General features: G+C 58.4%; 14 protein-coding genes and 1 riboswitch. Of the genes, 7 read left to right on the top strand and 7 right to left on the bottom strand.

Translation table 11 applies throughout. The annotated features are described in order from the left end of the window. Positions 1–83: 83 nt before the first annotated feature. Positions 84–331, top strand: a riboswitch (cobalamin riboswitch). A 240-nt stretch (positions 332–571) separates the two neighbouring features. Then, complete coding sequence (locus tag HNQ99_RS09390) at positions 572–2,542, top strand: TonB-dependent receptor (RefSeq protein ID WP_184475449.1); 1,971 nt, start codon at positions 572–574, stop codon at positions 2,540–2,542. A gap of 197 nt (positions 2,543–2,739) precedes the next feature. Here the strand turns inward: HNQ99_RS09390 and HNQ99_RS09385 are convergent, their stop codons facing one another. Next, positions 2,740–3,483, bottom strand: coding sequence for a Bax inhibitor-1/YccA family protein (locus HNQ99_RS09385; RefSeq protein ID WP_184475390.1), 744 nt, complete (start codon positions 3,481–3,483; stop codon positions 2,740–2,742). 132 nt (positions 3,484–3,615) lie between these two features. Between HNQ99_RS09385 and thpR the strand changes: the two genes are divergently transcribed. Then, positions 3,616–4,149: an RNA 2',3'-cyclic phosphodiesterase gene (gene thpR, locus HNQ99_RS09380; protein ID WP_184475389.1), complete on the top strand. Its 534-nt coding sequence runs from the start codon at positions 3,616–3,618 to the stop codon at positions 4,147–4,149. Between the two features lie 17 nt (positions 4,150–4,166). Here thpR and HNQ99_RS09375 read toward each other — a convergent pair whose 3' ends face one another. The 5 genes from HNQ99_RS09375 to sdhC all read right to left on the bottom strand — a co-directional run bounded on the left by HNQ99_RS09375 (position 4,167) and on the right by sdhC (position 7,981). Next, the gene (locus HNQ99_RS09375; RefSeq protein ID WP_184475388.1) at positions 4,167–4,640 is read right to left on the bottom strand and encodes a low molecular weight protein-tyrosine-phosphatase; all 474 of its coding nucleotides are present in this window, start codon (positions 4,638–4,640) and stop codon (positions 4,167–4,169) included. A gap of 4 nt (positions 4,641–4,644) precedes the next feature. Beyond that, on the bottom strand, positions 4,645–5,196 hold the full coding sequence (locus HNQ99_RS09370) for a superoxide dismutase family protein (protein WP_184475387.1): 552 nt from the start codon (positions 5,194–5,196) through the stop codon (positions 4,645–4,647). A 198-nt stretch (positions 5,197–5,394) separates the two neighbouring features. Next, positions 5,395–7,197, bottom strand: a complete 1,803-nt coding sequence (sdhA, locus tag HNQ99_RS09365) for a succinate dehydrogenase flavoprotein subunit (protein WP_184475386.1) — start codon at positions 7,195–7,197, stop codon at positions 5,395–5,397. Then, positions 7,197–7,586, bottom strand: a complete 390-nt coding sequence (sdhD, locus tag HNQ99_RS09360) for a succinate dehydrogenase, hydrophobic membrane anchor protein (protein ID WP_184475385.1) — start codon at positions 7,584–7,586, stop codon at positions 7,197–7,199. The genes sdhA and sdhD overlap by 1 nt, the downstream gene beginning before the upstream one ends. Further along, positions 7,586–7,981 carry a succinate dehydrogenase, cytochrome b556 subunit gene (sdhC, locus tag HNQ99_RS09355; RefSeq protein WP_184475384.1) on the bottom strand — a complete coding sequence of 132 codons (396 nt, stop codon included), beginning with the start codon at positions 7,979–7,981 and terminating at the stop codon, positions 7,586–7,588. The genes sdhD and sdhC overlap by 1 nt, the downstream gene beginning before the upstream one ends. Before the next feature lie 238 nt (positions 7,982–8,219). On the opposite strand from sdhC, the gene HNQ99_RS09350 reads away from it, so the two are divergent. From HNQ99_RS09350 to HNQ99_RS09335, 4 genes are all read left to right on the top strand, one after another. Beyond that, a complete protein-coding gene (locus HNQ99_RS09350; RefSeq protein ID WP_246414838.1) occupies positions 8,220–9,557 on the top strand; it encodes a methyl-accepting chemotaxis protein in 1,338 nt (445 codons plus the stop codon). Positions 9,558–9,597: 40 nt separating this feature from the next. Continuing rightward, on the top strand, positions 9,598–10,602 hold the full coding sequence (locus tag HNQ99_RS09345; RefSeq protein ID WP_184475383.1) for a 50S ribosomal protein L11 methyltransferase: 1,005 nt from the start codon (positions 9,598–9,600) through the stop codon (positions 10,600–10,602). Positions 10,603–10,927: 325 nt separating this feature from the next. Then, positions 10,928–11,185 carry a hypothetical protein gene (locus HNQ99_RS09340; protein ID WP_184475382.1) on the top strand — a complete coding sequence of 86 codons (258 nt, stop codon included), beginning with the start codon at positions 10,928–10,930 and terminating at the stop codon, positions 11,183–11,185. A gap of 5 nt (positions 11,186–11,190) precedes the next feature. Next, on the top strand, positions 11,191–12,765 hold the full coding sequence (locus HNQ99_RS09335) for a L,D-transpeptidase family protein (protein WP_246414836.1): 1,575 nt from the start codon (positions 11,191–11,193) through the stop codon (positions 12,763–12,765). Positions 12,766–12,833: 68 nt separating this feature from the next. Here the strand turns inward: HNQ99_RS09335 and HNQ99_RS09330 are convergent, their stop codons facing one another. Then, positions 12,834–13,352 carry a DUF892 family protein gene (locus tag HNQ99_RS09330; RefSeq protein WP_184475380.1) on the bottom strand — a complete coding sequence of 173 codons (519 nt, stop codon included), beginning with the start codon at positions 13,350–13,352 and terminating at the stop codon, positions 12,834–12,836. 191 nt (positions 13,353–13,543) lie between these two features. Between HNQ99_RS09330 and HNQ99_RS09325 the strand changes: the two genes are divergently transcribed. Then, positions 13,544–14,086: a DUF4142 domain-containing protein gene (locus HNQ99_RS09325; RefSeq protein WP_184475379.1), complete on the top strand. Its 543-nt coding sequence runs from the start codon at positions 13,544–13,546 to the stop codon at positions 14,084–14,086. Positions 14,087–14,107: the final 21 nt, after the last annotated feature.

Here is a 14,107-nt window from a genome sequence, read left to right as displayed (position 1 = left end):
CGTAGCCAAATGAAGATGTGTTGCGCTTGCGAAACATGTGCTGCTATGAGCGCGTCATTCGCGTGGGGGCTATCGCTCGCTGCTGCGAATATAATCGCGCCGGTGTCCTCGCAGAAGGACTTAAAAAGGGAATGTGGTGCGGGTAGCTTGGCTATCCAAATCCACGGCTGTCCCTGCAACTGTAAGCGGCGAGCGCGATGCACATGTGCGGACGGGAGCATATCTCGAGCCGTCAGCCACTGGGCGGTCGCAAAATCATGCGAGACCTGGGAAGGCGTGCGTCAAGCTGTGACCCGCGAGCCAGGAGACCTGCCGGCGTTTGGTCGCTCTTGCCTTGGCCCAGGGGATGGCCGTGGCACGGTAAATCCGTCTGAGCGACGAACGAGCGGTGGAGGCCGCATCGGTTCGCGCGACGGTCGCACTGGGCGTCCGGCTGTCGCCGCGCCGACCGTCATCGACGGCAAGTCTCCATCGGTAGTCGCGCGACGCCGGGAGAAATTGAGTGATATTGAAAAGAAATTGGATCTTGCTTGCGCAGGGCCTGATAGCCATTGCCTGGGCAACACCGGCGATGGCGGAGGAGGCCGGCCTGTCCGTTGCGGCAGAGTCCGACTTGGCATCCAACGCCATCGTCGTCTTTGGCCGCGGAGAGGCAAAGCTGGGGGTGGTGCAGGCAGCAAGCGAAGGCAGCATCGGCGGCGCTGATCTGCTCGTCCGCCCCCTCTTACGCGTCGCCGAACTGCTGGAAGCCGTTCCGGGCATGATCGCGGCCCAACATTCGGGCAGCGGCAAGGCGAACCAATATTTCCTTCGCGGCTTCAATCTCGATCATGGATCGGATTTCAGCACCTTTATCGACGGCGTGCAAATGAACCTGCGTACCCACGGCCATGGTCAGGGCTATCTCGACCTAAATGGCCTCATCCCTGAAATCATCGCGCGCGAGGATTTTCGCAAAGGTCCCTATCGCGCCGATGGCGGCGACTTCGCCCTTGCCGGCGCCGCCTATATGACGTCGATCGACGACTTCGACCGCCCTTGGGCAGCCATGGAAGGCGGTTCTTTTGGTTCGCGCCGTATCGCGGCGGGCGGCACGATCCACGACCTCGGTGTTGGCGACCTGACCCTGGTGGCGCAAGCCAAGGCCTATAATGGACCATGGGAGGAACCAGAGCATCTGCGGCACTATACCGGTTTCGTCAAATATCGCATGCCCGTCGGATCCGGCGATATGGAAGCGACGATCCACGGATATCGCGCAACATGGCAACCGACTGAGCAGATACCCGAGCGGATCATCGGATCATCTTTATGTGCCGATCAGTTCTGCTCACCCGATCCGTCTGCGCGCGGAGAGACGACACGGATCATCGGAAACATCGCCATCGATCAGTCAGGCTGGCGCGCGAACGCCTACGCTCAGTTCTATGACTGGACGATGTATTCCAACCCGACCTATGCGGAAACCGATGGCACCAGCGCACAGATCCAGCAGTTCGACCGGCGTTGGATAGCGGGCCTTGCCGCCGAAAAGCGTTGGGAGCTTGCGCCGTTACTTCGCCTGACAGTGGGCACGGAAAACAGGTATGACCATCTCGGCAATGTCGGCGTAAACCGAACCGCAGACAGCGCGTTCCTCGCTTCCCTCGGCCGCTATCATGTGGAGGAGCTTTCCGCCGCGCTCTATGGCGAAGTCAGTTGGAAGCCAGTCCCGGGCCTGCGCCTCATCAGCGGCCTGCGCGGCGACTATTATCATTACGAGGTCAGGGCGAAGGATGCGGTGGCCACATCCTTAGGTGAAGGAGCCGGCAAGGATGGCATTCTCTCGCCCAAGGCGTCTGTTGCCTATCAGGTAACGCCGCATCTTGAGCTTTATGCCAATTGGGGGCGCGGTTTTCACTCCAACGACGTTCGGGGGGCAGTGAATGTCGATACGCCGGTCCCGGTCCTCGTGCGGGGCACCGGCAAGGAACTGGGCGGCCGGGTGCAATTTTCCGGCCTGACGCTGACCGCGACATACTGGTGGTTGAACGTCGGCAGCGAACTGCGCTTCGTGGGAGACTCCAACGCTGTGGAGCCCTCGGGCGCCAGCAAGCGGCATGGCTATGAATTCGTGGCCTTCTGGCACCCGTTATCCTGGTTGGCGCTCGACGGCAATTATACAGCGAGCCATGCGCGCTACGACAATGGCGATCATATTCCGAACGCGTTTGAGAATGCGGCATCGGCCGGCGCGGCAATCGTGCTGGCTCCGTGGGAGGCGAGCGTCCGCGTCCGTCACTTGGGCCCCTATCCGTTAATTGAGGACAATGGTATCCGCGACAAGGGCAGCACCGTCCTTAACATGCGCGCCGCATGGAAGGGCAAGCGGATCGAACTATATGGCGAAGTGCTGAATGTCCTCGACAGCGGCGACAAGGATATCGCCTATTATTACGAATCCTACATTCCGGCTTTCGATGCCGCCGGGCCGGTGGAAGGGCGGGTCAGCCGCGTCGTGGAGCCAAGAACGCTAAGGATCGGTGCCACGATCAATTTTTAGTTGCCCGACATGTCGTGGAAAATTTTATTTTCCACGACACTTTCCGCCTCAATAACCAAGTATCCGCCAGTCCGGACGGGAAGATCGGCTCAGAGGGTTGATGCCACCCCGCATCTACAGTGGAACCACTCTTGCACATATAAAAGGCCCGGCACCTTCCGGCGCCGAGCCTTCATGTTCCCTCGAACAGCTTCAGCTTAGTCGCGGTTGCCCATGAACTGCAGCAGGAAGGTGAACATGTTGATGAAGTCGAGGTAGAGGTTCAGCGCCCCCATGATCACCGTCTTCCCCATCATGTCCGTGCCTGCGACATAGGCATACATGCTCTTGATCTTCTGTGTGTCATAGGCGGTCAGCCCAGCGAAGAGCAGCACGCCAATCGCGCTGATCGCCAATTGCAGCGCCGTGGACTGTAGGAAGATGTTGATGACCATCGCCACCAGCAGGCCAACCACGCCCATGATCAGGAACGTGCCGAGACCCGACAGGTCCTTCTTGGTCGTGTATCCAAAGAGGCTAAGGCCAGCGAAAGCCGCCGCCGTCGCGAAGAAGGTTTGCGCAATCGACGTTCCAGTATAAACCAAGAAGATCGTCGAAAGGCTAAGTCCCATCACCACCGCGAACGCCCAGAACAGCGCCTGCGCCGCGCCGGTCGAAAGGCGGTTGATGCCAAAGCTCAATACCATCACAAAGGCCAAGGGGGCAAACATGATGGCATATTTCAAAATGCCGGGCTGCATGAACACCTGCGCTGCCGGCGAATTGATGCCGCCGCTGGAAAACAGCAGGGCCACAATGCCGGTGAGCATGACGCCGCTCGCCATGTAATTATATACCGAAAGCATGTAGGACCGCAGCCCGGCATCGAATTCGGCCGCACGTGTTGCGGCAGTTGCGCCGAAACCCGTGGCTGTCGTCCGGGGGTCAGACCAATTAGCCATCGTAACTCATCTCCATTTAACGTCCGGCCCTATCGCCGGCTTGTCGCTAATATCGTTGGATTAAGGGTTGGTTTCAAGGAAAACCGGAATGTTGTTCGTCGATTTATGGGACAAATTGAGTTAACTTTCCTTATGCATCGCCTATTCGTCGCCATTCGTCCCCCCGCCCCTATCAGGGAAAAGCTGCTTTCCATTATGGGTGGCATCGAAGGAGTGAGATGGCAGAATGACGCCCAGCTGCACCTGACATTGCGTTTCATCGGGGAGGTTGATCGACATCGCGGGCAGGATGTTGCCGCCGCGCTTGGCGGGGTTGGAGGGGCTCGCTTTTCCATATCCCTGAACTCGGTCGGGGTCTTCGACCGCCGGGGCAAGGTCGACGCATTATGGGCGGGCGTCACTCCGCATGATGATTTGCGAGCCCTGCACAATAAGGTGGATCGCACTTGCCAGGCTGTAGGGATTGCGCCCGACCAGCGCGCTTATCTTCCCCACATCACTTTGGCCCGAATGAACCACCGCTCAGGGCCCCCCAACGACTTTCTGTCCCTGCACGCCGGACTTTCCAGCGCGCCCTTCGCCGTGGAGCAGTTCAGCCTTTTCGAAAGCGAGCTCGGCCGCCAGGGAGCCGTCTATCATCTGGTGGAGCGTTATAGCCTGGCTTAGGACATGATTCTAGCAGGCTAGCGACGGCGCTCATCCTCGATGGTCTTCAACAGCGCCTCGACGCCGGCAGTCACATCGGCCCAAGTGGCTCTGAAGCCCTCTTCGCCGCCAAAATAGGGATCGGCGACGCTGTCCCCCTCCCGGCCAATGACATGATCCAACAGCAGCGACAGCCGCGCCGTCGCGTCGGACGGTTTTATAGATTGCAAGTTCGCCATATTTTCTGAATCCATCGCGACAATGTGCGTGAACTCCAAGAAATCGCTTAGTTTTACCTGACGGCCTCGATATCCGGCAATATCCGCTCCATTCTGGCGAGCCACGGCCTGAGCCCGGTGGTCAGGCGGTTGTCCCACATGCCAGTCCCCGGTCCCGGCCGAGTCCACCCCAATGTCCAGGCCATGCGCCTCGGCCGCCTGCCGCAGGGCGGCCTCCGCAAGCGGTGAACGGCAGATGTTGCCCAGGCAGACGAAAAGAATATTGGCGTCCATGCGATTACCCCGCCGCGAATACCCCGCAGGCAATACGCCCGCCGCTATTGCCGGATGGGTCGGTCATCATGTCATCTGGCCCTCCATGAACAACAAAGGCGGACCCATCGGCGTCCAATAGCGCATTGCTACCCTCCGACAGCCTTGCGCCAGGGATCGTGATTTCCAGCGTTCCCCGGCCATCCGTGCCGATCAGCAAATTCGGCAAGTCACCCATGTGCATACCCTGCGGATTGTTCTTGCCGTGTTGATGCCCGGTCGGGTTCCAATGGCCGCCTGCGCTCGCAAAATCCGGCGGCGTGCAAGCTCCCGTCATGTGGATATGGGCTCCATGCGATCCGGCAGGCAAGTTCACACCATTGATGGTCAACCTGATGCCATCGGTCTCAGCCACCGCACGAACCTCGCCGCGAGCCGATCCATCCGGGGCCCGCAGTGATGCGATTGCGGTTTGAACGGCCGTTCCGCTGGTCGATTCCGTTTCATTCGTTGCAGCAGCGCAGGCGCTCAGAAAAATTGGCGCGATCAGAAGTGACAGCCGAAGGTCCGTGATCATAGCCGGGCTCCAATCATTAAAGTGGATTGGTGGCGAACGCAGGTCTCCACACAATGTTGCCGATCATGTCCGACTCCCCGCATGTGGGGAAGATACAAAATGGGGTGCGCATAATGCGTCACCCCACGTTGTTCGCCAAAGCCAAGGCCAGGGTTCGTTAAAGGTAAGGCCAGACCGCCCAATGTGCGGCTCGACCGATTAATATACCCGCTTCTTCGGCTGGATATATTCGACTTCGTCTGTCAGCGTATATTCATGGACCGGGCGTGCATCGAGCGTAACCTTGCCACCCTTGCCACCCCAGCCTTCAAACCACGAAATCGTGTGCTTCATCCAATTTGGATCATCGCGATCAGGATAATCCTCATGCATATGTGCGCCACGGCTTTCCTTCCGGTTGATGGCGCCCTTGATCGTGCAATGTGCCTGGCTCACCAGATTGTCGAGTTCCAATGTCTCAACCAGGTCAGTATTCCAGATCAGCGACTTGTCGGTCACGTCCACGTCCTGCATCCGCGCGTAGACCTTGTCCATTTTCTCAATGCCCTCGGCCATCAACTCTTCGGTGCGGAAAACGGCGCAATGGGCCTGCATCGTCTTCTGCATTTCCAAGCGGATCTGCGCTGTAGGCGAACCGCCCTTGGCATTGCGGAAATGATCAAGACGGGTAAGCGCCAGATCGGCCGCATCCTGGGGGAGCGGCTTGTGCGCCGAACCGGGCTTCGTGATTTCCGCGATTCGGTGTCCTGTCGCGCGGCCAAAGACAACAAGGTCAATAAGCGAGTTGGAGCCAAGGCGGTTTGCGCCGTGGACCGAAACGCAGGCCGCTTCGCCGACCGCGAAAAGGCCGGGAACAACGCTGTCCGGGTTCCCGTCCTTCAGCGTGACGACCTCACCATGATAGTTGGTGGGGATGCCACCCATATTATAATGCACCGTCGGAACCACTGGCAGCGGCTGCCGCGTCAAGTCGACGCCGGCGAAAATCTTGCCGGTTTCGGTAATGCCCGGCAGGCGTTCGGCCAGGATATTCGGGTCGATATGGTCAAGGTGAAGATAGATATGGTCCTTCTCCTTGCCCACGCCTCGACCCTGACGGATTTCCATCGCCATCGAGCGCGACACAACGTCTCGCGAAGCTAGATCCTTAGCCGACGGCGCATAGCGTTCCATGAAACGCTCACCTTCAGAGTTGGTGAGATAGCCGCCTTCACCGCGCGCACCTTCAGTGATGAGCACGCCCGCGCCGTAAATGCCGGTCGGGTGGAACTGCACGAATTCCATGTCCTGCAACGGCAAACCAGCGCGCAACACCATGCCGCCGCCGTCGCCGGTGCAAGTATGGGCGCTGGTCGCAGAAAAATAGCAACGGCCATACCCACCGGTTGCCAGCACAACATTATGCGCCCGGAAACGGTGAATGGAGCCGTCTTCCATGCACAAAGCGATGACGCCCCGGCACTCGCCATTTTCCATGATCAGGTCGAGGGCGAAATACTCAATGAAGAAGTCGGCGTCATATTTCAGCGACTGCTGATAAAGGGCGTGCAACATGGCATGCCCGGTGCGGTCTGCAGCGGCGCAGGTGCGCTGCGCTGCTGGGCCCGCGCCCATATTTTGCATCATGCCGCCAAAAGGCCGCTGGTAAATTTTGCCCTCTTCAGTGCGGCTGAAGGGAACGCCTGCATGTTCCAGTTCGTAAACGGCGGCGGGCGCTTCCCGGCAGAGATATTCGATGGCGTCCTGATCGCCCAGCCAGTCGGACCCCTTCACGGTGTCATACATGTGCCAGGTCCAATGATCGGGTCCCATGTTCCCCAGCGAGGCCGCGATACCGCCCTGTGCAGCGACCGTGTGGCTGCGGGTCGGGAATACCTTTGTAATACAAGCGGTCTTAAGGCCGCTTTCAGCAATGCCCATGGTCGCCCGCAGCCCGGAACCGCCTGCGCCTACAACAACCGCATCATAGGTGTGATCGATGATCTTGTATGCTTCGAACATCAGGCGACGCCCCCGGAAAACGCGATTTTGGCTACAGCAAAGATGCCGAGCGCGGCACCTCCGACAGCGTAAAAATTGAGGAGAAGGATAGCGCCGAACTTCAGCCCATCATCATGAACATAATCCTCGATCAGAACCTGCAGCCCCAAGCGCAAATGATAGAAAATGCTGATCAGCATCAATATCATCGGCACCGCGACAAGCGGTTGTCCAAGCCAGCCGGCGACTGTTTCATAATCCAGTCCGGGAAGGCGCACCGCACTCACGATTAGCCAAGTAATAAGGACGAGATTGCCGACAGCAGTAACCCGCTGGTTAATCCAGTGATGCGATCCCGCCCGCGCGGAACCCAGACCGCGAACGCGGCCCAGCCTGGTGCCAGTGCCCATCAAATGCTCCCCGAAAGAATATATAGCCAGATCAGCGCGGTGACGATGACCGCCGCAAACGGAATCGCAAGAGCCCAGCTCTTGTTGGTTTTAAGTTCGTAGCCCGCGCCCGTGTCGAGAACGAAATGGCGAAGGCCGGACATGAGATGCTGGAAAAAGGCCCAGGTAAGGCCGACCATCACGATATAGCCGGGAATAGAGGTCGCGCAGGAGACAAACTGCGCATAAGCCTCTTTGCCCGAAGCTGCAGCGAACAGCCACCAAACCAACCCCATTGCGCCGACAATGGCCATTCCGTCGCCCGTCATACGGTGGAGAATTGAAACCAGCATGTGCGGGCCCCATTTCCAGATGCTTAAATGCGGCGAAAGCGGGCGGCTGTGCGGTCGCGCCATCATGTTACCCCTTGTCCTGTCTCGATTCCGCGCCCGTTTAGCGCAAACTCCGCTACATGCAAATGGTCCCGGAAAATGATCCTCGACGCCATCAGTCATCGACTGATCCTCTATCGGTTAAAGATCGACTTGAAATGCTCGCCCCTGGGAAAGGGTTGGTTAACCATCCGCGCGTATAGCAAAGGGAGATGTCCACGCGCGACGGACAGCAGGCCAAATTTCAGAAGGCAGCCAGACCATGACTAACCGGTTGAAATCCGACGTTTCGATGCGGGAACGGATGAAGGACTTCGATCCTAACGGTAACCTGCGTGAACAGGCTCGGGAGATATTCAATCTGCTTGAGCAGAACGGCACGCTTCTCTCTAATGATTGCTTCTGGCAGCAGTTTCTCGAACAGTCCGGGCTGAAATACACTGTTCCGCCACAAGAATTGGAAGCAGCCATAAAAGGCGGCGGCGACTATGTACGGAAGAAATACACCGAATTCGGCAGTGAGGAATGGGCTGAAATGGCCCGGAACTATGCCCGCACATCACAGAAACTCAACGTTTCCCTGCGGACGGTATTGGCTTGCCTTTCGGTTGCACATGAGACCACGTTGCAGCAGATATGCGAGCGCGTTCACGACGACCCAGCCCTTAGAAGTCGATTGATTGCCGCCTTGATGCGTATCGCCGTGATTGAAGCCGAAATCATGTGTTCAGCCCTTGCCGACGACCGGGCGGAACAGGAATTGCATGAGCGCAAGCACAATAGCGCGCTTTTCCAACAGAAGATCATGGGTGAGATCGACGGCGCTTCCAGTCTTGGGGAAGGACTGCGGGAACAGGCGAAAGACGCCTCGGCCGCAACCAGGGGCATGCTGGGCAAGGCTTCCGAGGTTGCCGCCGCCGCGGAACAATCGGCGCTCGCCATGCGGGAGGCGGCTCAAACGTCGGCAGGCCTGATCCGCGCCATCGAAGACACCCGAACCGAGGTGGAGAGCGCTGCCGAAGTCGCGGCACGGGCCTCCAATCAGGCAAGCGAAGCTGTTGAAATGTCCGCTACGCTTTCGGAACATGCGCAATCGATTGAATCGATCCTTGGTCTCATCAGGGATATAGCCGGCCAGACGAACCTGCTCGCCCTCAATGCCACAATTGAAGCTGCGCGGGCGGGCGATGCCGGGCGTGGCTTCGCCGTCGTCGCTCAAGAAGTAAAAAGTCTCGCCAACCAAACTGCGCGCGCGACGGACGATATTGCGTCCAAGATCAGCACCATCCAGTTCGCGACCGCGCAATCCGTCGATACTAATGAGCGTATCCGTGAAACCGTTGATGAGGTTCAAGCGTCGGCCAATCGCATCAGGCAGGCCATGGATGCTCAGGCTCAAACGGTCACGATGATCACCGCGGCCGTCGATGAGACGGCCCTCGCAGCCGACTCGATGTCGGCGACAGTTGCGGCTATCCGACAGGACACCGACGTGGTCGCTTCGGAGATCGATGAACTGGAACGCGGGTTCAGCAGTGTCGAGGGCAAGCTTTCTACTCTGCGCGAGGCCTCTGCCGAGTTCAGCAGGCGCGTGGCCTGATCAAATTTGACTCAGGCGGCCACTGGGTTAATCGAGCGGCATGATCAACGCTGCTCAGACACCCCGACGTCCCGAAAGCTGGAAACTCAGCCTGCCCTGCACCAGGGCAGAGGCCGAAGCGCTGACGCTGGCCATGGATCCGCTGGCGGAACTCGATCCAACGCCAGTGCTGATGACGAGTGAGCCTGACGAAAATTATCCCGATCAGTGGCTGTTGGAAGCATATTTTGAAGGTCGACCGGCAACGCACGCAGTCAAACAGGTACGTGCGCTGGTTCCGAGTTCTGCGGCTATCAAGCCGAAACTCGAAAAGCTGCCCGACGATGATTGGGTAACGCTCAGCCAGCAAGGGCTGGAACCCGTAACTGCAGGCCGCTTCTTCGTACACAATATGCCGGACGATCAGGTTCCCGCCGGCAAGAGGGCTTTTTGGATCGGCGCGGGCCAGGCCTTTGGCACCGGACAGCATGAAACGACCGAGGGCTGCTTATTGATGCTGGATCGGTTAAAACAGCTGGGCGAGCGCCACGACAATATCTGCGATATCGGCACGGGCACAGGCATACTCGCCTTTGCCGCGCTTCACCTGTGGCCCCGCACTTACGCGACTGCCTCCGATATAGATCCGGTTGCTGTAGCGGTGACTGCGGAGAATGCCGCTGCGAATGCCATAACCCTGGGTATGGGGCCCGGCAAGTTGATCCTGGTGGCAGCCGCCGGGACCGATCACTCAACCATTGAACGCCGGGCGCCCTATGATTTGATCATCGCCAATATACTGGCCGGCCCGCTGATAGAACTCGCCCCTGCCCTCGCGGCCATTCTTGTCGAAGGGGGCACGCTGGTCCTTTCAGGTTTGCTTCAGTCACAAGCTGACCGGGTCCTATCCGCCTATCGACAGCAGGGGCTGCGCCTGGCCGACAGGATCGACAATGGCCAATGGCCTACCCTCCGCCTCCGCAAAAGGCCTAATGTCGGGTGGAAGCGGCCACGGCGTCTTATCCCCGGCCGCGATGGGCAAGCCCCTGGATTTGGCAGCTGGTAACACCAATATGTACTAGGGTGCAGCCATCGCAATTCCGCGGGGCTTCATCGTAGAAGCCGGCGTCCCAAATTGACACGATAGGACGACCTGCGCTCACCCCAGGTTGGGACAAGCCGGACGGCTTTTCGCCTTATCCGGAAAAAAAAAGCGTTAAAAAACATGATGCCGATCGTTCTTTCAGCCTTCTCGAATCGCCTCCCCAATTTCGACCGATCCTCGTTTTTCAAATGCTGTTTCAACAGTGGAACGATTTTGAGGGTACTTCGTTCGGTCATTTGCGAAGCATGGGCTGCCGGAGCCCAGCCGCAATCTCCAGGAGAGGGATATGAAATACAGGTATCTGGCGATCTTGATGGCAGGCACGCTCAGCTTGGGCGCCTGTGCAACCAACCAGGAAGAAGAAGTTGTTCCCTCCCCGCCGGTAGGACCGGGCGCCATCGCAGGGTCGGTAGCTGCCGATCGGGATGGCGACGGAATCGCCGACGGTTACTATTCTACGGACGGCATGTACCATGCCTTCCAGGCTCCCCCATGCCCACCGCCTCCGCCTCCGCCCCCGAGCCCGTCTGGCGAACGAGGCTGACGAGGATGATCGGACAGGCGCGGCCTGATAGCCGCGCCCGTTTCCGTCAGTCCTTTCCTCGAGGAGTTTTCGCCTGGCTTTTGGCCTTTGCCACAGCTTTTCTTCTCACACCATCGGCCGCCCTGGCTCAGGCGTCTGCGGATGCGGTGGCTGCTCAAATCAAAGCATCGGCAGACGGCAAACTTCGGGCTTTCTACAGAACACGCGGCTACTGGCCGCTTTGGATCAGAGATGGCAAGGTCGGCCCCGAAGCCGATCGTCTCATAGAGCTGATATCGACCGCGAAGCTGGATGGTCTTGATCCTGGCCATTATGAGCTGAAGGACCTTCGTAAAGCCATCGACGCCGCGCAAAGCGGCACGCCCGTTCTGCTGGCGAAGGCGGAAATGGAGCTTTCTCAAACGCTGGGCGACTATGTGCGCGACATGCGGGGGCCCTCCACGGTAAAAATCGCTTATCTGGATCAGGAACTTGTGCCTGTGCGCCCCACTCAGGCGGACGTGCTGCGGGCCGCCGCGCTCGCGCCGTCCTTTCACGATTATGTCGAGGAAGCGGCATGGATGAGCCCGATATATGTGCGCTTGAGAGATGCTCTCGCCAATTACCCAAATCAGTGGGGAAGGCTCCCGCAAGTCATGATTCCGGTCGGTTCAAAATTGCTGACGGGAAGCAAGGACACTCGTGTACGGCTGTTGCGTCGTAGGCTGGGCCTGCCCGATGGTACAAAGTTCGACAAGGTCGTCGCCACGAAGGTGCGCGACTTTCAAAGTGATCATGGGCTTCAGGCCGATGGAATAGCAGGAGACGGGACGATTGCGGCCCTCAACAAGGGTCCAGCATATTATATCGGGCTGCTGCGCCTTAATCTGGAACGAGCAAAACTTTTGCCCAGCCCCTATACTCGCCATATCGTGGTCAATGCCGCCGCGGCCCAGCTATGGACCTATGAAAAAGGAAAGCAGCAGGACAGTATGCGCGTGATTGTCGGCAAGCCGGCTGAGCAGACCCCCATGCTGGCGGGAATGATGCGCTACGCAACGCTCAATCCCTATTGGAATGTGCCCTCCGACCTGGTCCAGCACAAAATCGCGCCAAAGGTGCTCGGCGGAGCGTCATTCAGCAAGATGAAATATCAGGCTTTGGCCGACTGGAGCAGCAATCCGCAAATTCTTAATGCCTCTTCCATCGACTGGACTGCGGTGGCCCAAGGCCGACAAAATCTTCGCGTGCGTCAGCTTCCGGGCAAGACCAATGCAATGGGACGCGTCAAATTCATGTTTCCCAACGATCTGGGGATCTATCTGCATGACACACCCGACAAGGCGTTATTCAAGGAAAAGCAACGCTGGTTCAGTTCCGGCTGTGTCAGGTTGGAGGATGCACCCAGGCTAGGAAAATGGCTTTTCGGAAAACCGATACAGGCCGCATCCGATGAACCGGAACAGCATGTGCCGCTTCCCGAAGCCGTGCCGGTATATCTTACTTATCTGACGGCCACACCTACAGATGACGGCATTGCCTTTTTGCCAGATGCTTATGGCCGTGATGCTGAACAGATGCGGCGCTTTGCCGGACGGTAGCATATCCGCTGAGCTTGCCACGGTCCCTGTCGACCAGAAACCGGGGGCAAGCTCAGATTGACTTGACTTCAGGGCGCTGCCGAACTCGACGCCCTTTCTTCGCGGCGCAGATATTCTTCCGTCAGGGTAGGAAGCTGTTGTTCGATCCAGCGATGGAACTCCAATTTCTCGTTCAGCAGCCTTTCACAGACTGTGGCCACTTGGTTCGCTCCGCACGCCTCCGCCGCCGCAATAAGTATTCGATAGGATGATATTTCCATCTCGGCATAGGTTGAGATCGCCAGCGCGGCCTTGATCACTTCGTCGCCAACGACCAGACCGCTTAGTGTTTGTCCTATGGCGGTAACTTTTCCCGTCACCTGCTTGATCAAGGAAGTATTTTCGCCCATGCCGGACAGGCACTGCTCCAGTTGATCCGCTTGCCTGCCGCTTTGTTCCGCATGCTGGCGAAGACCGGCACTAAACTGCGGATAACGTTCCAGCCGGTCGGCGGTGCCCGACAACATGGTCTTGGCTTGCTTTTCGGCGGCATGGGCGTCTCTTAGCCACTCAATAAGATGTTCCTGCATTTTTTCCGTCGATTGCATCGTCACTCACTCCTTATGAAATTCGCTGGTGCCGCGGCGCTGATGCGCGCCTCGTCGAAACAACTCGCGAGCTCCGGAAAATCCGCAGGACGCCTGTTAACTTAGGTTGGGAAAGGCGGCGTTTCTAATTCTCCGTCGGAACCGCATCGATGGCCTCAAGGTTCCCGGGACATTCAAGCAGGAGAGGAAATGTGAAACGATCCATTCTACTCGCGGGCGCCATAGTAATGGCCTGCCCCATGTTCGCCCCGCCTGCGCTGGCTAGCGGAACCAGGGCGGCTGACAGCGCGGCCAAATTGCCAACGACCGCTGCCGCTTATGTAAAGCTCGCGGCGGCCGGGGATTTGTTCGAGATTCAATCGTCGCAGCTTGCACTTAAGAAGGCGCGAAGTGCAGAAGTCCGCCAATTCGCTCAGATGTTAATCGACGATCACAACAAGGCGTCGCAGGCACTGAAGACGGCCGCCGAAAAAGCAAAAGTTGCGGTTCCGGTCCCTCAACTCGACGCCGGAAAAAAGACCCAGATACAGGCCTTGACCCACGCATCGGCACAGGCTTTCGACGATCTGTACCTAGCGCAACAGGTTCGAGCGCATGAAAAAGCCTTGGCTCTGCATCAGACCTTTGCAAGGAACGGCGACAAGCCTACACTGAAGACGAACGCCCAAACCGCCACGACCATGATTGAGAAGCATCTCACGACGGCAAAGCGGTTGGCTGCGGCAGGCGGATGAGGAAATCGCCGGTCCGCCGGA

The organism is Rhizorhapis suberifaciens (assembly GCF_014200045.1).
In the GTDB taxonomy this organism is placed as follows: domain Bacteria; phylum Pseudomonadota; class Alphaproteobacteria; order Sphingomonadales; family Sphingomonadaceae; genus Rhizorhapis; species Rhizorhapis suberifaciens.
Note: the sequence above shows the minus strand (reverse complement) of the source record. Positions and strands in the feature narration are given on the sequence as shown.